Below are 20,092 nucleotides of genomic sequence, written 5' to 3' on the forward strand. Positions count from 1 at the left end.
CCCCCACCACGACCACCGCCGCACCGCGGATGTCCTCGGACGCACCCCCGCCTCCCTCCGCGCCCCCTCCGCCACCACCCCCTTTCGGCCCACCGCCGCCCACCGCCCCGCCCGCGCGGGGGGCCACCGAGACCGACGCGCGCGCCGTCGACGACGAGCCGGAGCAGGACGCGCTGCGGGGATGGCCCGCCGGGGGGGATGCCCCCGCCACTTCGCGCCCCGCCGGTCCAGCGCCGAGGAGCGCTCCCTGGGAGCCGCCCCCCACGGCCCAGGACGCCGCAGCCGCATCCGCCCCGGAACAGGACGCCGCCGACGCCCGGGACGGCCGTCCCGGCACTTCCCCCCAGGCCGGCCCCGCCGACCCGCAAACGCTTCGGACCGCCACCCGAGTCGACCTCCCCGTCCCGTTGCCCGCGCCCGTCGGCTACGTCGGCTCCGGGCCCCCCACCTACGAAGCCGAACCCACCGCGCTGCCCCCGGCGGACCCGGACGACCTCGACGACCTCGTCGCGGACACCGTGCTGGACGGGGCCCGGTACGGATCCTCCACGCTGCGGGCCGCCTCCATGCGGGGCGACTCCGCGCGGTACCGGGGAGAGCCACGGCGGGATTCCCTGCTCACCGCACGCTTCGGGGCGGGGGAGCACGCGCTGGTGCTGGTCGCGATGGCGACCGGTGCGCGGGCCACGCCGGGTGCGCACCGGGCGGCCGCCGAGGCGTGCCGCTGGATCGGGCGGGCCGTGGGCCGTAGCCACGTCAGGCTCGCCGAGGACATAAGGGCGGGACGGCGCGGCGACCTGAAGTCGGGTCTGCACCGTCTCACCGACCGAAGCCTCGGCAAACTCCGGGCCAGCGCCGCCGAGCAGGGCGTCGAACCGGAGGAGTACGCCGCCGCCCTGCGCTGCCTGCTCCTGCCCGCCGACCCCGAGTGCCGTACGCGCGTCTTCTTCGGAGTCGGCGCGGGCGGACTGTTCCGGCTGCGCGGCGGCGAGTGGCAGGACATCGAACCGCGGGTCTTCGACGTCCCCGGCGAGCCGGTGGTCGGCTTCGGGTCCCTGCCGGCCGAGACCCCCGAGGGCGACCGGCTCACCATGGACCTCGGCATCCCGACACCCCCGAGCCCGTACGAACCGGCCCCCGAGCCGCCCCGTGAACCCTTCCGCTTCCGCGCCTCGGTGGCCCGGCCGGGGGACACGCTCCTGATGTGCACAGACGGCCTCGCCGAACCGCTGCGCGGCGAACCCGAACTGTGCGGGTACCTCACCGGCCGCTGGTCCGGGCCCACCCCGCCCGGACTCGCCGAGTTCCTCGCCGACGCCCAGGTCAGGGTCAAGGGGTACGCGGACGACCGTACGGCCGCGGCCGTCTGGGAGGCGTGACAGCCGGCCCCTCAGCCGGTCCTCTCCACCCACTGGCGCGAGACGTCGTACCAGTAACGCGGCAGCCCCTTGATGGAGCTCGTGCGGAACGGCCGGCCGGCGTCGTCGATGCGGACGGTGCCGGTGCGGCCCTGCGAGGCCCAGTCCAGCTCCAGGTACCAGCGGCAGTCGCAGCCCTCGGTGCGGGCGGTGACGAGCAGGACCTCCGGGTCCTCGGCGGAGACGCGGTACGGCAGGCGCATGGCCGGGATGGGCGTGCCCGTGTCGTTGCCCTCTACGGGGCGGGCGATGGGGCGGTCGATGTCGAGGTCGACGTCGAAGAAGCGGGGGGTGACGGCTCCGCCGCAGCCCTGGTCCATGGAGTAGGCGGTGCCGGGGGCGGGGTCGGTGCGTCCGACGACCCGTACCCGCAGCGCCTCCAGGATGACGGCCGTGGAGGTCCGTCCCTGCACCGAGATCCGTACGTTCGTGTCGCGCCCGTGCACCGCGTTCTGGGTGCCCGCCCAGGTGCCGGCGTCCTGCGGGGCGGGGGGCGGGGGGACCTGCCGGGGCTCCTTGTCGATGACGTAGTCGTGGCCGCAGCCCAGCGCCCAGACCTGGGAGTCGGCGGTCCAGGTGAGGGGGACGGCGGGGACGTCCCCGCCGTCCTGCTCGTGGCTTCCCGAGGGGCTGCGGCTCCCCGTCGGCTTTCCGGAGGGCTTCGCCGTCGTGCCGTCGGCCGAGGGGGACCCGGCGGTCGCGGAAGGGCTCGGCGATCCGGTCGAGGGAAGGCGGCCCGGGGCGCCCGGCGCGGTCGTACGGGACGACGGGGCGCGCGAGGACCGTGCGGAGTCGTCACCCTCCGGCGAACCGGACGGCATGGCCGACAGACTGCCCAGCGTGACGAGGAGTACCGCCGCGACGGCCGCGGACACGACGGTGCGTCGGCGGCGGTACCAGGGGCGGGGCGCGGGAGCGGGGACCGTGCCCACCGGGGGCACGTCTGGCTCTGGCTTTGGCTCCGTCTCCGTCTGTGACTGCGTCTCCGTCTGGGGCTGTGGCTGAGGCTGCGCAGCCTCGGCTGCCTCGGACGCCGCTTCCCCAGGCCGCGGTCGCTGCCGTGCCGCCACCGCCATCAGCCACAGCCGGTGCAACTCCAGCCGTTCCTCCGCCGACGCCCCGCACAGGCCCGCGAACCGCTCCACCGGAGCGAAGTCCTGGGGGACCGCATCACCGGCGCAGTAGCGGTGCAGCGTGGAGGTGTTCATGTCCAGGCGGCGGGCCAGCGAACCGTAACTGCGGTCCGTCCGCTCCTTCAGCTGCGTCAGCAGCGCCGCGAACTCCCCGACGTCGTCCTGTGATGCCGGCACCATTCCCCCGTCCGCCCGGATCCGTATCCCAGGCACTCCATATACCTGCACGTCAGATGGGCTGGGACGGTTCCACCCTGATGGATCGCGCATCCCCTGTTGCGCCCGCCTGCCGTGACCACTGATGCTCTGGGTGTCGCACCGACGACCGCCGGACCGACCATCCGGCGTCGTGGCGGCACATCCCACACCCATGCACTCGTTCACGGGGGACACCCATGCCCAAGCGCATCCGAGCCGGCGCGCTCACCGTACTGGCCATCACGGGCGTCACGCTCGGCTCCGCCCTCGTCGTACAGGCCGACGCCCAGCAGGCGCCGGCCGCCACGACGAACACCGCGGCGGCGACGACCGCCGCCGCACCGAAGTTCCTCGCCGCCGCCGAACTCCCGCCGCACCCCACGTCCTCGTGGACCGCCGGCAAAGTCACCGACGGCGTCCCGGACGAGCTGCGGCTCTGTCTGGAGGAGGCGCTCCTCGCCTACGACTCGCGGTACCGCGCCTTCCACACCGACCTCGACACGAGCGCCCGGCAGCTCACCGTCGTCGTCGGCAGCACCGCCAAGGCCAAGGCGCTCGCCACGCGTCTGAACAAGGAGATCCGCTCCTGCGCGACGCGCATCGAGCAGTCCGACCCGGAGACCGAGGCCTCGTACAAGGGCTACGGAACGCTGCCCGTCGAGGAGGGCGCCCGTGTCCACGGTCTGCACACCGTCACGTCCTGGGGTGCCTCGGACGTCCGGCTCCTCTCCGTCGGGCGGGACGGCCGGGCCGTCACCGTCGTGGAGTGGGCGCAGTTGGGCGACTTCGGTGACGCGCCGGTGAAGGCGTTCAGGAAGACGACCACGACCGCCGTGAACAAGCTCTACTGACCGCACGACGGCCGCGGAAGCCGGGGCCGCCCTCCCGCACGGGGGTCGGGCGGGCGGCCCCCGCACCGCCTCATCTCCCGCTGGGGACCCGCCACGGGCAACTGCGTGAGGAAGGAACCAGCGGATTCCGGCCAGTTTCGCGAGCCGTACGGTCTGCCTGGTCGGCGCTCGTCGCCGGGCCTGTCGGCATCCGGCCCGGCCGGGCCCTCGGCTGGTGCGCGCGCGGCGCCGGCCCGCGAGCAGCGAACACCGGCTTCGGGTGGTCGGCGGCCGACGCGGTGACGTTGGCGAAAGTGCGCAAGGCCGTGCGGACTGTTTCGCCGGGCGGCCGGCACCGTGCCCGAGACGTCGTGGACCACAGGACCCATGGCGGCGGACGGCCCCATGACGGCCCCATGTCGGCTCCGAGAAGCCTCAAGGATGGCCGAACACCTGGTCGTTGACTATTCGACATGACTGTCGTGAGTCCCACAGGGGCATGGATCCCCGTGAACGTGTTCGAGCAGGAGGGGAACCGACATCGGCACGCGGGCGGGGGTCATGAAGAGGCAGGTACGAGGAGGCGGTCCCATGGCAAGAGGGGCCTTCTCGACGGACACAGTGGAGGACAGGGCCGACAGCGCGATGGACGAGGCGCCGGCGCCACAGCTCAAACGCAGACTCGGACGGGCGGACCTGGGAGCGGTGCCCGAGGCGCGCAGAGCACTGCGCGAGCTGTTACGGCACTGGGGCAGGCCCGGACGGGCCGAGGTCGCGGAACTCCTGACCAGCGAGATCGTCACCAACGCGATCATCCACACCGACCACGACGCGCTGCTGACGGCCACCGTCGGACCGCGTGGTCTGCGGGTGGAGGTGCGGGACTTCGTCTCCCGCAGGCCCAGACTGCGCGTACCGAACGCCGACGACGGTACGCACGGCCGGGGCCTGGTCCTCGTGCAGTCCCTCGCGGACGCGTGGGGCGTGCGGGTGCACGGGGTGGGGAAGGCGGTGTGGTTCGAGCTGGACGCCGGCGTCGCCTGAACCAGACGTCGACCAGAACGCGAACCGAAACGGGACGGGGTGCGGCTCGCCTGAGCCGCACCCCGTCCCGTGAACCCGGTTACCTCTAGCCGAACTGCTGCTCCAGGTCCTTGAGCTTGCGCTCAAGGGAGTCGAGGCGCGGCAGGGCCATGGTGTCGTCCTCCGCGGTGAGATCGACGGTGATGGGGTCAGACGCGGTGCGAACGGGCTGCAGGGAGGGCCGCTGGCGTGCGGCGGGCAGTTGCTCCGGCGATATGGCAGGCTCCGCGGTGGTGCGGTCCGACGGGGCACGCTCCAAGGTCGCCTGCGCCTCCAACTGGCGGCCGCGGCCGACGAAACCGCGGTGGCCCCGGCTGATCGCCTTGAGCTGCGCGCGCTCGACCCGCTCCTTGTCACGGCGCCGCATGCGGGCCGCTTCCTTCTCGCGCTTGTCCTCGCGGACCTCGTCGACCGCCTCGTCCAGGCTGCGCACGCCCTCAAGGAGCATCAGCGACCACGCCTTGTACGTCTCACGAGGCGCCCGCATCCAGCGGACGGCGCGGATCTGCGGCAGCGGACGGGGCACCAGGCCCTGCTCGCGCAGGGCGGCCCGGCGGGTCTGCTTCAGCGCGCGGTCGAACAGCACGGCCGCCGACATGGACATGCCTGCGAAGAACTGCGGGGCGCCCGCGTGGTCGATGCCCCTGGGCGCGTGCACCCAGTTGAACCAGGCCGCGGCGCCCGCGAACGTCCACACGAGTATCCGGGAGCCGAGCGCCGCGTCGCCGTGGCTGGCCTCGCGCACCGCGAGCACGGAGCAGAACATCGCCGCACCGTCCAGGCCGAACGGGACCAGGTACTCCCAGCCGCCGGACAGGTTGAGGTTCTGCTGGCCGAAGCCGACCAGGCCATGGAAGGAGAGTGCGGCGGCAACCGCCGCACAGCAGAACAGCAGTACATAGGAGGCGGTGCCGTATATGGCCTCCTTGCGCCTGCGGCGCTCCTCGCTGCGCTCCCACGAGTCGTCCGCGCTCGCGTCCTTCCCCGAGGTGCGCTTGCCACGCGCGAGCACCGCAACCGCCGCCAGCATGCCCAGGAGCAGTACGGCGCCCGGAAGCAACCAGTTCAGCGATATGTCGGTCAGTCTCATCTGGGGTCCCTTGCATTGGGATAGGGCGTAACGCCCGCCATAGTGGCCCAATCCCAACGGCCCTCAGGCGTTTTCGGGGCAAGAGGCCGCCAAGGAAGTGCAAGGGGATGCCCAGGGCGGCGTTCTGCTCGAACTGCCGCTTGAGGGGCGGGAGTTGAGTTCGAATAAGACTACCCGTACGGGTGGTTCCACGGAAAGTTACTGCGGCCGGTGAGGAAATTGTGAAGTGCCTGTAACCCGAGGGTGTCCCAGTCGCGAGTGAGCTTACGGGACGCCTGATCCGGGCCCGACCCGAGGGTGCCTCAACTCGCCGCGAGTGCCGTCAGCTTGGCGACCCGGTCCGCGTCGCAGGTGCGCGGACAGGTGGCGCAGGTGTCCTCGGGCTCCAGCGTGTAGAACATGCAGCAGCTCGCCCGGTCCCGGGTGGGCAGCGACTCGCCGTTCGGTCCGGCCAGCCGGCGGAAGGCCGCCGAGCCGACGTACGGCCTGGTCGACCCCGGCAGGAGGAGTTCCAGCTCGCGCTCGGCCCGTCGCTGCTCGTGCTCGTGCTTGTGCTCGCTCTCGGCCTCGCCGAGCAGTTCGGCGACGTACCAGAGGCCCTCGACGATCTCGTCCGTCACCATGCCCCACAGGGCGCGGCCGCGGCGTCGCATCCGCGGCCCGAACCCGGCCAGTACCGGTTCCATGTGCTCGGCGACCGCCGCCCGCACCTCGGCCCGCAGGGCCTCCTCGTCGGGGACCACCCGGGCGCCGGGCAGTGCTGCCGCCGGGTCGTCCGGCAGGCAGGCGAAGGGGCCGGGGCGCACGGCGAAGGACATCGGGCCCCGGGTGCGGTCGTACGAGACATGCGTCACGGGGAAGCGCGGGACCCGGCGGTGCAGGAACCACGGCGCGGTGATCAGGAGGCAGGCGGGCCAGGCGTACCGGTGCAGCCCGAAACTGGCGATCACGTCCGGGCGGCCGGGGCGGCCGTGGTCCCGTAGCACCTGTGCGTCGTCCCAGGCCAGGAATCCTTCGAGGCCGGGGCCGGCCTCGGCGAGCTCGGTGGCGGTGACCCAGCCGTCGCCGCGAGGGAGCCGCTCGTCGGGGTGCAGTTCCGTGACTGTCAGGGTCGGGAGGACCTCGGTGACGCGTGCGTAGGCGTCTGCGACGGCTGAGCGGGGGGTGGGCTGCGAGGCGGGCATCCGGCACCATCGATTCGAGGTCGCTGTAGAGGTAAGGCTTACCTTATCCAGAGTGCGCGTCATGGGAACTGTCGGGTTATGCCCTAATCTGCTTGACGGGCGAGTAACAAGACGCCGTAATGACCCCAAGTACCGACACGTCCGGAGGAGGACCCGTGAAGCAGGGCGCGCAGGGCTCCGTCGAGGCGGGCGTGCCCGGGTTCTCCGGCGTTCCCGCGGACGCCGTCCGGGTGCCGCCGCAGTCCAGGGCCGCGGACGTGAACCGGGAGTGGGGCACCGCCGTCCGCGGTGAACACACCCACAGCGAAACGCCCATGCCCCGGCCTCGCCCCGCCATCCAGCGGTCCTCGGTGCGCGGGCAGATCCTCGACGCGCTGCGTACCGCGCTGGTCGCCGGTGAGCTCAGGCCCGGCGAGGTCTACTCCGCCCCCGCGCTCGGCGAGCGCTTCGGGGTCTCCGCGACTCCCGTCCGGGAGGCGATGCAGCAGCTCGCGCTGGAGGGTGCCGTCGAGGTCGTCCCTAACCGCGGGTTCCGGGTGGTCGAGCGGGGCACGCGCGAGCTGGCCGAACTCGCCGAGATCCGTGCCCTGATCGAAGTACCCGTGATGATGCGGCTCGCCCGTACGGTGCCGGTCGAACGCTGGGCCGAGATGCGGCCCCTCGCCGACGCGACCGTACGCGCGGCGTCGACCGGGTGCCCGGCTACCTACGCGGAGTCCGACCGTGCCTTCCACCGCGCGGTGCTCGCGCTGTCGGGCAACGAACAGCTGGTCCAGATCGCCGAGGACCTTCACCGCCGCGCCCAGTGGCCCCTGGTCGGGGCGCCCGCCCCGCGGAGGCGGGCCGAACTGGTGGCTGACGCGGCGGAACACGCGGCCTTGCTGGACGCGTTGATCGCACGGGACCTGGATGTGGTGCGGTCGCTGGCGGGGGAGCACTTCACGGGTGCTCGCTGACGGGGCGGGTGCCGGGTGCCGGGTGCGCGTTGCGCCTTGTGTTTCGTGGGGTCGGGGCCGTGTCGGGGGGTGTCCGTCCTCGGAACGGCGCGGAATCGGTTGCCTGCCGAGGTGCCGGCGTTGACGCGCCAACCGCTGCAAGCGGACACCCCCCGACACGTCCCCTTGCCGCCGTACGCGAGTGCGGGAGCGCACACCTAGCGAGGGCGGTGACGGCAGGGCGTGGCCCGCCTTTCGGCCGACCGAGTCGGGTGGTGGGTGGGGTAGGTCCCGGGGGTCTGGGGGCGGAGCCCTCAGTAGGCGCCCGCGTGGGGGGCTACGCCGTTGCTGCCGGGGGGGCAGGGGTCAACTGGCGGGATAGCCAGGTCGGTACGCCTCCCAGGAGGCGGAACAGGCGCCGGGCCTCCTCTCGTAGGCGCGTGGCCTCCGGGTCCACCTCCGCGTCGGCCAGGGAGGCCAGTGCCGGTGCCGTCCCCACGAGGTACCCCAACTCCTCGCGAATCCGCAGCGATTCACGGAAGCCGTGCCGTGCCTCCGCCAACTCCCCCTCCCGCAGCGCGAGTCCGGCGAGATGGCGCCAGGTGAAGGACAGGAGCAGTGGATCGGCGTGCGCGGTGGCCCCGGCGTGGGCACGCCGGTACGCCGCCCGGGCCGACTGCGGGGAGTGCGCCAGGTTCTCCGCCAGCAACCCCCGCCGGAAGTCGAGGAGGGCCCGCCCGGGGGCCCCGGGCGGGATCAGCGCCGCGGCCCGGCCGAGTGCCGCCCGGGCCTCGTCGGCGCGGTCCCGGACGCCGTGCAGCGTCGCCGCGTAGGCAAGGTGCCCGCGTTCACAAGCGGCCGCGCCGCGCTCGTCGTCGCCGTGGGCCAGCGCCTCGGCGGTGCGCAGCGCGTCCTCGGCCTGCTCCCAGCCCTGCTCGGTGTACAGGCACCGTTCCACCAGCAGGGCGGCCCGTTGGAGCGCGGCCGGTGCGGTGACCGGTTGGAGCAGTGCGGCGGCGTCTGTCCAGCAGGCGCGGGAGCGTAGCCGCCATACCGCGGTCTGGAGTGGATCGTCACCGGCGGTCGTTCCGTTACCAGACATGGCGGTATGCGCCACGTTGCCCTCCCCGAGCACGCCATCGAGCTATGAGTGGTGGCGGCATCTCAGCACGGATCGCCCGGCTGGGCCAAGGGGGTGGGTGAAGGATTTCACAAAGTCGTGGGACTCCTGGTAGGCGCGTTGTGCCCTGAGGAGTCAGCTCATTCGCAGTGCCAGGAAGAAATCCAGCTTGTCCTCGAGGCGTGAAAGATCACGGCTCGTCAACTGCTCGATCCGTCCCACCCGGTAGCGCAGCGTGTTGACGTGCAGGTGGAGGCGGTTCGCGCAGCGCGTCCAGGAGCCGTCGCAGTCGAGGAAGGCCTCCAGGGTGGGGATCAGTTCGGCGCGGTGGCGGCGGTCGTAGTCACGCAGGGGGTCGAGGAGGCGGGCGGTGAAGGCCCGGCGGACGTCGTCCGGGACGAAGGGCAGGAGGAGGACGTGGGAGGCCAGTTCCTGGTGGCCGGCCGCGCAGACCCGGCCGGGGCGGGCCGCGGCCACTCTGCGGGCGTGCCGGGCCTCCTCCAGGGCGCCGCGCAGGCCCTCCGCCGAGTGGACCGACGCACTGACGCCGAGCGTGACCCGCCCGTCGTCGTCGAGGCCGGCCGACAGCGGGTCCCGTACGGACTCCAGGAGCTGGTCGGCGAGGATCCCGGCCTCCGAGCCGTCGTGCTCCGTGGACACCGCCGGCAGGGGTACGAGCGCGACGGCCTCGTCCCCGGTGTGTGCGACGGCGATCCGGTCGGAGGGCTCCGGTCCCGTCGACAGCGGGTCGACCAGGATCTCCTCGAGGAGGGACTGGGCGATCGGGCCGCCCTCCAGCTCGCCGTCCCGCCACTCGACGCGGGCGACGACCACCTGCCAGTGCGGGGCCGCGCCGAGGCCGGGGAGGAGGACCGGGGCGGCCACCCGCAGGCGTGCGGCGATCTCGGCGGGCGCGGCACCCGTCTGCACCAGCTCCAGGACCTCCTGGGCGAGGCGCCGGCGGACCGTGCGCGCCGCGTCCCGCCGGTCGCGTTCGACCGAGATCAGCTGGGTGACGCCCTGGAGCAGGTCCAGCCGCTCCTCCGGCCACTCCCCGGCGTCCGCCTCGACGGCCAGCAGCCAGTCCGACAGCACGCTCTCGCGCACGTCCCGGGAGCCCTGAGGGGAGCGGCCGCCGCTGCTGTGGACTGGGAAGAGCGAGTAGGTGGTGGTGCCGAGCAGTACGCGGTACGGGCCGCGGCGGCCCGTGCGGACCGCCGCCAGGTGTTCGGCCGCGAGCTTGGCGCTCACGTCGGCCGGCAGGGCGGGCCCGGCGAGCTTGGAGCCCGCGATGGGCCGCCCGGCGGGGGACAGCACCCAGGCGCGCAGGTCCAGGTCGGAGCCGAGCAGGTCCAGGACCACGTCCGGGCCGCCGCCCGCCGGGCCCGAGGTCATCATCCGCCGGTGCCGGTCCACGACCGCCGCGAGATCACCGGCCCGCTCGCCGGACACCTGTCGTACGACGTGCTCGGTGATGGTCGCGAACGCCACCGACTCGTGCACCGCGAAGAGGGGGAGACGGTGGCGCGCGCAGGCCGCCACCAGGTCGTCCGGCACGGCCCCGAGTTCGGCCTCCCCGGCCGCCAGCGCGGCCACCTGGGCCTGCACCAGGAGTCGTACGAACGGTTCGGAGTCGGTGGCGTCCCGGCGCCAGGCCAGGCCGGTGAGGACCAGCTCTCCGCCGGAGAGGTAGCGGCTGGGGTCCTTGAGGTCGGTGGTCATCACGCCCCGCACGGTGCGGTCCAGCTCGTCCTCGCCGCCGAGCAGCCGCAGGCCCAGCGCGTCGGTGTCCAGCAGTGCGCGCAGCCGCATTCTCGTCGCCGCCGTTCTTTTTCGTCTCGGAATCTACGATGGGTCGTGAGCGTCCGCGGACGAGGTGTCCGTCCGGCGGTGGAGGAGCGGTGCTCGCCGTTCCGGAGCCGCATTCCGGCCGTGTTCCAGGTCACACGGGATGTGCCGCGCGTTTCCAGAGGAAAACGGGGAGGTTGCCGATGGCCTCCTTTCATACGAATCTACAAGATGACCGCCCTGGCCAGCCAACTCCTTCATGGTTTCCGTGACTGACCCGGTCGGCGTACGGCGCTGTGTACTGGCCTGACTCCGCGTAAACAGCCCATGAACGAGCCGGGGCCGCCGCACACGGATTGGCTCGATCTGTACGACCCACGAGACGAAGAAGAGAGCCGGTCATGGACTTCCTTCGCCCCGCCAGCTGGGAGGAGGCGCTCGCCGCGAAGGCCGAGCACCCCACCGCTGTGCCGATTGCGGGTGGCACCGACGTGATGGTCGAGATCAACTTCGACCACCGCCGGCCCGAGTACCTGCTCGACCTGAACCGCGTCGGCGACCTCGAGGAGTGGGAGGTCGGCGAGGACAGTGTGCGGCTCGGGGCCTCCGTCCCCTACGCGAAGATCATGGAGCACCTGCGGGGCGAGCTTCCGGGTCTCGCTCTCGCCTCGCACACCGTCGCCTCCCCGCAGATCCGCAACCGCGGCGGCGTCGGCGGCAACCTCGGTACCGCCTCCCCGGCCGGTGACGCCCACCCCGCCCTGCTGGCGGCGGGTGCGGAGGTCGAGGTCGAGTCGGTGCGAGGATCGCGCCGGATTCCGATCGACGCGTTCTACACCGGCGTGAAGCGCAACGCGCTGGCGCCCGATGAGCTGATCCGCGCGGTGCACATCGACAAGGCGGACGGGCCGCAGCAGTACTCGAAGGTCGGAACCCGCAATGCCATGGTCATCGCCGTGTGTGCGTTCGGGTTCGCCCTGCACCCGAAGACACGGACCGTGCGTACGGGGATCGGGTCGGCCGCGCCCACCCCGGTCCGTGCCAAGGCCGCGGAGGAGTTCCTGAACGCCGCACTGGAGGAAGGCGGCTTCTGGGACAACGGGAAGATCATCACCCCGTCGGTGGCCAAGCAGTTCGCGGACCTGTGCGCCGGCGCCTGCAACCCGATCGACGACGTCCGGGGCACCGCGAGCTACCGCCGCCACGCGGTCGGCGTCATGGCCCGCCGCACCCTCACCTGGACCTGGGAGTCCTACCGCGGCACCGACGGTCGGACACAGCAGAAGGGGAGCGCCGCGTAATGCGCGTCAATTTCACGGTCAACGGCCGTCCGCAGGAAGCCGACGACGTGTGGGAGGGCGAGTCCCTGCTGTACGTGCTGCGGGAGCGGCTCGGCCTGCCGGGTTCGAAGAACGCCTGCGAACAGGGTGAATGCGGGTCCTGCACCGTCCGGATGGACGGTGTGCCCGTGTGTTCCTGTCTGGTCGCCGCGGGACAGGTGGAGGGCCGCGAGGTCGTCACCGTCGAAGGGCTGGCGGAGTTCGCCAAGCAGCGTGCCGAGCACGGGGGCTGTGCGTCCGGTGCCTGCGGTACGTCCCTTCAGGACGCCCAGCAGTGGGCTGCCGAGGGGCACGACTCGCAGACCGGCGAGGGCACCGAACTCTCCCCGGTGCAGCAGGCGTTCATCGACGCCGGCGCCGTCCAGTGCGGCTTCTGCACGCCGGGTCTGCTGGTCGCCGCCGACGAGATGCTGGAGCGCAACCCGAACCCGACCGACGCGGACATCCGCGAGGCACTGTCGGGCAACCTGTGCCGCTGCACGGGCTACGAGAAGATCATGGACGCGGTCCGCCTGGCGGCCGCCCGACAGGGAGAGGCGGTCTGAGCATGCCGAGCAACGGCGCCCCCATCGGGACTCCCACCAAGGTCACCCAGGGCTCGAAGACCAAGGGCGGCATCGGCGAGTCCACGCTCCGCCCGGACGGCACCCTCAAGGTCACCGGCGAGTTCGCGTACTCGTCCGACATGTGGCACGAGGACATGCTCTGGGGGCAGATCCTGCGTTCCACGGTCGCGCACGCCGAGATCGTCTCGATCGACACGAGAGAAGCCCTCGCCCTGCCCGGCGTCCACGCCGTCATGACGTACGACGACCTGCCGACCGACGTGAGGAACTACGGGCTGGAGATCCAGGACACCCCGGTCCTCGCCCACGGCAGGGTCCGCCACCACGGCGAGCCGGTCGCCATCGTCGCCGCCGACCACCCCGAGACCGCGCGCCGCGCCGCCGCGAAGATCAAGGTCGAGTACCGGGAACTGCCCGTCATCACCGACGAGGCCTCCGCGACCGCGCCGGACGCGATCCTGATCCACGAGGACCGCGACGACCACCACGTCGGGCACGTCCCGCACCCGAACATCGTGCACCGCCAGCCGATCATCCGCGGTGACGTCGCGGCGGCCCGGGAACGCGCCGACTTCGTCGTCGAGGGCGAGTACACCTTCGGCATGCAGGACCAGGCCTTCCTCGGCCCCGAGTCGGGCCTTGCCGTACCGGACGAGGACGGCGGCGTCCACCTCTACATCGCCACCCAGTGGCTGCACTCCGACCTGCGCCAGATGGCGCCCGTGCTCGGTCTGCCCGAGAGCAAGGTGCGGATGACGCTGTCCGGCGTCGGCGGCGCGTTCGGCGGCCGCGAGGACCTGTCGATGCAGATCCACGCCTGTCTGCTGGCGCTGCGCACCGGCAAACCCGTCAAGATCGTCTACAACCGTTTCGAGTCCTTCTTCGGGCACGTCCACCGCCACCCGGCCAAGCTGTACTACGAGCACGGGGCGACCAAGGACGGCAGGCTCACCCACCTGAAGGCGCGGATCGTCCTGGACGGCGGCGCGTACGCCTCCGCCTCCCCGGCCGTCGTCGGCAACGCCGCCTCGCTCGGCGCGGGCCCCTACGTCGTCGACAACGTCGACATCGAGGCCATCGCCCTCTACACCAACAACCCGCCCTGCGGCGCCATGCGCGGCTTCGGCGCGGTCCAGGCGTGCTTCGCCTACGAGGCGCAGATGGACAAACTCGCCGACAAGGTGGGCATGGACCGGGTCGCGTTCCGTCAGCTCAACGCGATGGAGCAGGGCAGCCTCATGCCCACGGGCCAGACCGTCGACTCGCCCGCGCCGGTCGCCGAACTCCTGCGCCGCGTCAAGGCGATGCCCATGCCGCCGGAGCAGCAGTGGCTCGCGGCCGGTGAGGCCGCCGACGTACGCCAGCTGCCGGGCGGCCTCTCCAACACCACCCACGGCGAAGGTGTCGTACGCGGTGTCGGCTACGCGGTCGGCATCAAGAACGTCGGCTTCTCCGAGGGCTTCGACGACTACTCGACGGCCAAGGTGCGCATGGAGGTCATCGCCGGTGAACCGGTGGCGACCGTGCACACGGCCATGGCCGAGGTCGGTCAGGGCGGCGTGACCGTGCACGCGCAGATCGCCCGTACCGAGCTGGGCGTCGCCCAGGTGACGATCAAGCCGGCCGACACCCAGGTGGGCAGCGCCGGTTCGACGTCCGCGTCGCGTCAGACGTACGTCACCGGTGGCGCCGTCAAGAACTCCTGCGAGCTGGTGCGCGAGAAGGTCCTGGAGATCGGCCGCCGCAAGTTCGGTTCCTACCACCCCGCCTGGGCGACGGCGGAGCTGCTGCTCGAGGGCGGCAAGGTCGTCACCGACGGCGGCGAGGTCCTCGCGGGCCTGGTCGACGTGCTCGACGGCGAGGCCGTCGAGGTCGAGGCCGAGTGGCGGCACCGGCCGACCGAGGCCTTCGACCTGCGCACCGGGCAGGGTTTCGGACACGTCCAGTACACCTTCGCCGCGCACCGCGCGGTCGTCGAGGTCGACACCGAGCTCGGCCTGGTCAAGGTCATCGAACTGGCCTGCGCCCAGGACGTCGGCAAGGCGCTCAACCCGCTGTCCGTCATCGGCCAGATCCAGGGCGGCACGACCCAGGGTCTCGGCGTGGCGGTCATGGAGGAGATCATCGTCGACCCGAAGACCGCGAAGGTCAGGAACCCCTCCTTCACGGACTACCTGATCCCCACCATCCTCGACACGCCGACCATCCCCGTCGACGTGCTCGAACTCGCCGACGACCACGCCCCGTACGGGCTGCGCGGCGTCGGCGAGGCACCCACCCTGTCGTCGACCCCGGCGGTCCTGGCGGCCATCAGGAACGCGACGGGGCTGGAGCTGAACAGGACGCCGGTCCGTCCGGAACACCTGACGGCGGTGTAGTCGGGCGTCGCGTAAGAGCTCGGGTGGTTGCGGTTCGTGGGCGGGTACGGGTGAGTGGGGCTTCTCGCGCAGTTCCCCGCGCCCCTGAAGGCACGGCCCTTCGGGCCTGGAAGCACGGGGCGCAGCCCGGCCTTTCAGCGGCGAGGGGAACTGCGCGAGAAGCCCCGACGCACCCGCAGCCGCCCACGAACCCACCACGCAAGTACCCCGTTCGTCTCGGGCCGTCCCCCGGGTCGTGAACCTTGGGAGAAGGCCCACATGACCCAGCAGTCACTCCAGCCGAAGGCCCACGCCGAGGAACCCCGCGTCCCCGCCGGCAGGCCCTGGATCGACCGGTACTTCCAGATATCCCCCCGCGGATCCTCGGTCGCACGCGAAGTCCGCGGCGGCGTCACCACCTTCATGGCGATGGCGTACATCCTCCTGCTCAACCCGCTGATCCTGTCCGGCAAGGACGCGGCGGGGAACACGCTCGGCCAGCAGGCGCTGATCACCGCGACCGCGTTCGCGGCGGCCCTCAGCACGCTCCTGATGGGCTTCTTCGGCAAGGTGCCCCTCGCCCTCGCCGCCGGCCTCTCCGTCTCCGGAGTCCTCGCCTCCCAGGTCGCACCCCAGATGACCTGGCCGCAGGCGATGGGCATGTGCGTGATGTACGGCGTGGTCATCATGCTGCTCGTCGTCACCGGGCTCCGCGAGATGATCATGAACGCGATCCCGCTCGCTCTCAAGCACGCGATCACCATGGGCATCGGCCTGTTCGTCGCCCTCATCGGCTTCTACAAGGCCGGTTTCGTGCACCAGGGCAAGGCGACCCCGGTCTCCCTGGGCCCGACCGGCGAACTGGCCGGCTGGCCGGTGCTGCTCTTCGCCGTCACCCTCCTCGCGATCTTCATGCTGCAGGCGCGCGGCGTCCCCGGCGCGATCCTGCTCGGCATCGTCGGCGGCACCGTACTGGCCGTCGTCCTCAACGCCCTTGACGTCATCGACCCCCGGCAGTGGGCGAGCGGCGCTCCCGAACTGCACGGCCAAGCGGTCTCCATGCCGGACTTCTCGATCTTCGGCGACGTCGAGTTCGGCGGCTGGGGCGAGGTCGGCGCGATGACCGTCGGCATGATCGTGTTCACCCTCGTGCTGGCCGGCTTCTTCGACGCGATGGCCACCATCATCGGCGTCGGCACCGAGGCGAAACTCGCCGACGAGCAGGGCCGGATGCCGGGCCTGTCCAAGGCGCTGTTCATCGACGGCGCGGGCGGTGCGATCGGCGGCGTGGCGGGCGCCTCGGGCCAGACGGTGTTCGTCGAGTCGGCGACCGGCGTCGGCGAGGGCGCCCGTACCGGACTGTCGTCCGTGGTCACAGGCCTGTTCTTCGCGGCCTGTCTGTTCTTCACCCCGCTGACGGCCGTCGTGCCGGGTGAGGTCGCCGCCGCGGCCCTGGTCGTGATCGGTGCCATGATGATGATGAACGCCCGGCACGTCGACTGGGCCGACCGCGCCACCGCGATCCCGGTCTTCCTGACCGTCGTGATCATGCCGTTCACGTACTCCATCACCGCGGGCGTCGCCGCCGGTGTCATCTCGTACGTGGCCATCAAGTCCGCCCAGGGCAAGGCGCGGGAGATCGGCGCCTTCATGTGGGGCCTGACAGTGATCTTCCTGGTGTACTTCGCTCTCGACCCGATCGAGAGCTGGCTGGGCGTGCACTAGGGGGTGTTTTGCAAGTCCCGCACAGCACCCACGGCGCCCGGCACGCACCCTCGCCGCACCGGCCAAAGACCCAAGTACGTCCAGTACGAGGGCCTTCGTCCGGCACGCCGAGGGCACGCACCGAACACCGCGGGCACGCACAGGACTTCCAAAACACCCCCTAGCCGACCGTGGCACGTGCCCTCCCCACGACCGCAGTTAGGAGACCGAGACATGCTGGACATCGCCGAGGAACTGAACCGGTGGGCCGGGATGGGACGTGACTTCGCCGTGGCCACCGTCGTGGCCGTCGGCGGCAGCGCCCCCCGCCTGCCCGGCGCCGCCCTCGCGGTGGACGCCGACGGCACGGCGATCGGCTCGGTCTCCGGCGGCTGTGTGGAGGGCGCGGTCTACGACCTGTGCCAACAGGCCCTGCGGGACGGGGAGCCGGTGCTCGAACGCTTCGGGTACAGCGACGACGACGCCTTCGCCGTCGGTCTGACCTGCGGCGGGGTCATCGACGTCCTCGTCACGCCGGTACGGGCGGGCGACCGGGTCCGTCCGGTGGTGACGGCCGCGCTCGACGTCGCCGCGCGCGGGCGGGCGGCCGCGCTGGCCCGGATCGTGTCCGGCCCCGCCGAGCTGGTGGGGCGGGCGATGCTGGTCCGTCCCGAGGGTTCGTACGACGGCGGCTTCGGTGCCCATCCCGAGCTGGACCGCACGGTCGCCGCGGAGGCCGGCGCGTTCCTGGACGCCGGCCGTACCGGCACCCTGGAGATCGGCGAGCAGGGCTCCCGCTGCGGGGCGCCGCTCACGGTGCTGGTGGAGTCGTCCGTCCCGCCGCCCCGGATGATCGTCTTCGGCGCGATCGACTTCGCGTCGGCGCTCGTGCGGATCGGCAGGTTCCTGAACTACCACGTGACGGTGTGCGACGCGCGGCCCGTGTTCGCCACCCCCGCCCGCTTCCCCGAGGCAGACGAGATCGTCGTCGAGTGGCCGCACACCTACCTGGAGCGCACCGACGTCGACGCCCGTACGGTCCTGTGCGTCCTGACCCACGACGCCAAGTTCGACGTACCCCTGCTGAAGCTCGCGCTGCGGCTGCCGGTGGCGTACGTCGGCGCGATGGGCTCCCGGCGCACCCACCTGGACCGCAACGAGCGGCTGCGCGAAGTCGGCGTGACCGAACTGGAGTTGGCGCGGCTCAGGTCGCCGATCGGGCTCGACCTCGGCGCGCGCACGCCGGAGGAGACGGCCCTGTCGATCGCCGCGGAGATCGTCGCCGCCCGGCGCGGCGGCAGCGGGGTCTCACTGACCGGCGCCCACACGCCCATCCATCACGACGTGACGTCGGTGCCGGCGGGGCGGATCGGGTCGGTGGCCTGACGGATGCCGCGGTGTACCGGCGGCTGGTCGGGCCAGGCGAACGCGTAGTCCGGGTCGCCGCCCCGGCCCAGCCGGACGAAGCGGATCAGCTCCCGCGCGATGCCCGCGTTGCCCTGCGCCCACCCCGGGCGGGGTTCGAGGTCGCCCGGGGTGACCTTGTGCTCGAAGTTGGACCAGCGGGCGCCGTCGGCGTCCCGGATCGCGCGGTCGGCCAGATCCGCGACGAGGACGGCGGCGAAGTCGTGGCCGTCGTCCTGCTCGGCGATGCGGTCGCAGGCGAGTGCCAGGACGCCCGCCGTGCCGCAGCAGCGGCCGTTGTTGTCCCAGAAGCCGGGACGCAGCCGTTCCGGCAGACCGGAGCGGGTGACGGTGTGCCAGCAGCGGTCGGCGAGGGCCGACCAGGCGGCGGGGGCATCGAGGACGTCCCGGAGCCGGCGGAAGACCTGCGCGTCGCCGGCGGGCCCGTGACACCATCCGTAGCTGTACCGCTCGATCAGGTCGGGAAGGTGCGCCGGGTCGGAGTGGGCGACCAGAAACCCCTCGGGCCCGTCCTCGGCCCGGGCCACGACGCCCGCGGCACCGGCCTCGGCCAGCTCGACGAGGTCCGTCCGTCCCGCCGCGGCGCCGACGGTGGCCAGCGCGTACACGATCCCCAGCGTGCCGTGCGAGATGTGGTGCATGCGCCCGTCCCTGCCGGTACGGAACTCCCAGTGCACGCCCGCCGGAACCGGCTCGGCGGTCCGCAGATAGGGCTCGAGGGCGAGCACGGCGAACTCCTCGTCACCGGCGGCCAGCGCGCCCAGGGCGATCCCGGCGTTCCCGCCCATCAGGTCGAACAGCTCGCCCCATCGGGTGCCGTCGAACCGCGACCGCACGATCCCCAGAGCCCGGTCGGCGGCGGCACCGGCGGCGGCGTCGCCCAGTTCCTCGTGCACGGTCCGCAGCACGAGCGCCATGCCGGTGAGCCCGAAGTACAGGGAACTGTCCTCACAGTCGTCGACGGCGGCCACGAGAGAGCGGGCCGCGCGCAGGGCGGTGTCGGCGTACGCGTCGTCCCCGAAGTGCCGCCACGCCTCCAGGAGCACCGGGACGACACCGGCCGTACCGCTGTAGAGCATGGGTTCCAGTCCGGCGTCGGATGGCCGCGCGGCCCAGGCGAGGCCGCCGCTCCCGCTCTCCCGCGCCTGCCCGAGCAGCCACCGCAGGGCGTCCACGGCCAGCGCCTCGATCCCGTCCACCGCCACGGCCTTCACGTCCGTCTGAGTCATGACCTCACTCTGGCACCGGCCGGGCGCGCCCACAGGTGTCTTTGCCGACGGATGGGCCGGGGCGCCCGGTCGTCACGGACGTCTGAGCAGCTCGTTGACCGTCCGTCCGAACACCGTCCGTGCCGCGGCCCGCAGCACGGGGTCGAAGACGCGGGGCAGCAGACGCACCCGCAGCTCCTCGCGCCACAGCACCCGCGTACGGCCGCCGGGGCCCGGCCGCACCTCGATCTCGGCCCAGCCCGTGACGATCCGGCCCCGCTTGTCCAGACGGCACAGGCCGGGCAGGTCGCCCGTGGGCGGGCGCCACACCGTGACCTCCATCCGGTCGTCGAAGGCGAGCGGGCCGAGTCCCGAGCGGGCCACGACGAAGGTGCCCTCGCCCGTCGGCGGCGGCGTGAGCTCGGTGACGCGGGTCAGCGGGACGGTGTCGCCGTGGCGCGGCCACTGGGTGAGGCGGCGCCACGCCTCGTCGAGGGAGAGCGGTGCCGTACGTTCGAGGAGGAAGGTGACCACTCAGTGATCGTAGGCAACGCGCGCCGCTGAACAGTGCGTTCGTATACGGCTCGGCCGGGCGCGCGAGTGGGCGAACACCTGGAGTGTTCCGGCCCGGGCACGGAGGGTGATCGAGCGCTCCGCCACGCATGTGCCGCCGTCGTCCTGGTTACTCGCGCCGACACGCAAGTGAAGGCGAG

General features: G+C 72.3%; 16 protein-coding genes. 9 read left to right on the top strand and 7 right to left on the bottom strand.

Annotated features, from left to right (window positions below; translation table 11 throughout):
* On the top strand, positions 1-1,379 hold a 1,379-nt coding region (locus tag KUM49_RS15930), incomplete at its 5' end, for a protein phosphatase 2C domain-containing protein (protein ID WP_374200157.1).
* A gap of 11 nt (positions 1,380-1,390) precedes the next feature.
* Here the strand turns inward: KUM49_RS15930 and KUM49_RS15935 are convergent.
* The gene (locus KUM49_RS15935; RefSeq protein ID WP_217237503.1) at positions 1,391-2,731 is read right to left on the bottom strand and encodes a transcriptional regulator; all 1,341 of its coding nucleotides are present in this window, start codon (positions 2,729-2,731) and stop codon (positions 1,391-1,393) included.
* A gap of 215 nt (positions 2,732-2,946) precedes the next feature.
* Between KUM49_RS15935 and KUM49_RS15940 the strand changes: the two genes are divergently transcribed.
* Both KUM49_RS15940 and KUM49_RS15945 read left to right on the top strand, forming a co-directional pair.
* Positions 2,947-3,600 (top strand): hypothetical protein, encoded by a 654-nt coding sequence (locus tag KUM49_RS15940; RefSeq protein ID WP_217237504.1) that lies wholly within the window; start codon positions 2,947-2,949, stop codon positions 3,598-3,600.
* A gap of 570 nt (positions 3,601-4,170) precedes the next feature.
* Positions 4,171-4,623, top strand: a complete 453-nt coding sequence (locus KUM49_RS15945; protein ID WP_374200158.1) for an ATP-binding protein — start codon at positions 4,171-4,173, stop codon at positions 4,621-4,623.
* 85 nt (positions 4,624-4,708) lie between these two features.
* On the opposite strand, the gene KUM49_RS15950 is transcribed toward KUM49_RS15945, so the two are convergent.
* Complete coding sequence (locus KUM49_RS15950; RefSeq protein ID WP_217237506.1) at positions 4,709-5,752, bottom strand: DUF2637 domain-containing protein; 1,044 nt, start codon at positions 5,750-5,752, stop codon at positions 4,709-4,711.
* A gap of 302 nt (positions 5,753-6,054) precedes the next feature.
* Positions 6,055-6,936, bottom strand: coding sequence for a (2Fe-2S)-binding protein (locus KUM49_RS15955; RefSeq protein WP_217237507.1), 882 nt, complete (start codon positions 6,934-6,936; stop codon positions 6,055-6,057).
* Positions 6,937-7,091: 155 nt separating this feature from the next.
* On the opposite strand from KUM49_RS15955, the gene KUM49_RS15960 reads away from it, so the two are divergent.
* A complete protein-coding gene (locus KUM49_RS15960; protein ID WP_308406637.1) occupies positions 7,092-7,892 on the top strand; it encodes a GntR family transcriptional regulator in 801 nt (266 codons plus the stop codon).
* Positions 7,893-8,208: 316 nt separating this feature from the next.
* Here KUM49_RS15960 and KUM49_RS15965 read toward each other — a convergent pair whose 3' ends face one another.
* Both KUM49_RS15965 and KUM49_RS15970 read right to left on the bottom strand, forming a co-directional pair.
* On the bottom strand, positions 8,209-8,988 hold the full coding sequence (locus KUM49_RS15965) for a hypothetical protein (RefSeq protein ID WP_217237509.1): 780 nt from the start codon (positions 8,986-8,988) through the stop codon (positions 8,209-8,211).
* A 138-nt stretch (positions 8,989-9,126) separates the two neighbouring features.
* Positions 9,127-10,803, bottom strand: coding sequence for a PucR family transcriptional regulator ligand-binding domain-containing protein (locus KUM49_RS15970; RefSeq protein WP_217237510.1), 1,677 nt, complete (start codon positions 10,801-10,803; stop codon positions 9,127-9,129).
* 377 nt (positions 10,804-11,180) lie between these two features.
* Between KUM49_RS15970 and KUM49_RS15975 the strand changes: the two genes are divergently transcribed.
* The 5 genes from KUM49_RS15975 (at position 11,181) to KUM49_RS15995 (ending at position 18,132) form a co-directional block, all read left to right on the top strand.
* Positions 11,181-12,080 carry a xanthine dehydrogenase family protein subunit M gene (locus KUM49_RS15975; RefSeq protein ID WP_217237511.1) on the top strand — a complete coding sequence of 300 codons (900 nt, stop codon included), beginning with the start codon at positions 11,181-11,183 and terminating at the stop codon, positions 12,078-12,080.
* Entirely contained in the window at positions 12,080-12,664 is a 585-nt protein-coding gene (locus KUM49_RS15980; RefSeq protein WP_217237512.1) for a (2Fe-2S)-binding protein, read from the top strand. The genes KUM49_RS15975 and KUM49_RS15980 overlap by 1 nt, the downstream gene beginning before the upstream one ends.
* A 2-nt stretch (positions 12,665-12,666) precedes the next feature.
* A complete protein-coding gene (locus KUM49_RS15985) occupies positions 12,667-15,063 on the top strand; it encodes a xanthine dehydrogenase family protein molybdopterin-binding subunit (RefSeq protein ID WP_217237513.1) in 2,397 nt (798 codons plus the stop codon).
* Positions 15,064-15,321: 258 nt separating this feature from the next.
* Positions 15,322-16,767, top strand: coding sequence for an NCS2 family permease (locus KUM49_RS15990; RefSeq protein WP_217237514.1), 1,446 nt, complete (start codon positions 15,322-15,324; stop codon positions 16,765-16,767).
* Between the two features lie 213 nt (positions 16,768-16,980).
* Complete coding sequence (locus tag KUM49_RS15995; RefSeq protein WP_217237515.1) at positions 16,981-18,132, top strand: XdhC/CoxI family protein; 1,152 nt, start codon at positions 16,981-16,983, stop codon at positions 18,130-18,132.
* On the opposite strand, the gene KUM49_RS16000 is transcribed toward KUM49_RS15995, so the two are convergent.
* Positions 18,084-19,400, bottom strand: coding sequence for a lanthionine synthetase LanC family protein (locus tag KUM49_RS16000; RefSeq protein ID WP_217237516.1), 1,317 nt, complete (start codon positions 19,398-19,400; stop codon positions 18,084-18,086). The genes KUM49_RS15995 and KUM49_RS16000 overlap by 49 nt on opposite strands.
* A 72-nt stretch (positions 19,401-19,472) precedes the next feature.
* Positions 19,473-19,913, bottom strand: a complete 441-nt coding sequence (locus KUM49_RS16005; protein WP_217237517.1) for an SRPBCC family protein — start codon at positions 19,911-19,913, stop codon at positions 19,473-19,475.
* Between the last annotated feature and the right edge of the window lie 179 nt (positions 19,914-20,092).

It is taken from the genome of Streptomyces sp. AC555_RSS877, assembly GCF_019049245.1.
GTDB lineage: Bacteria > Actinomycetota > Actinomycetes > Streptomycetales > Streptomycetaceae > Streptomyces.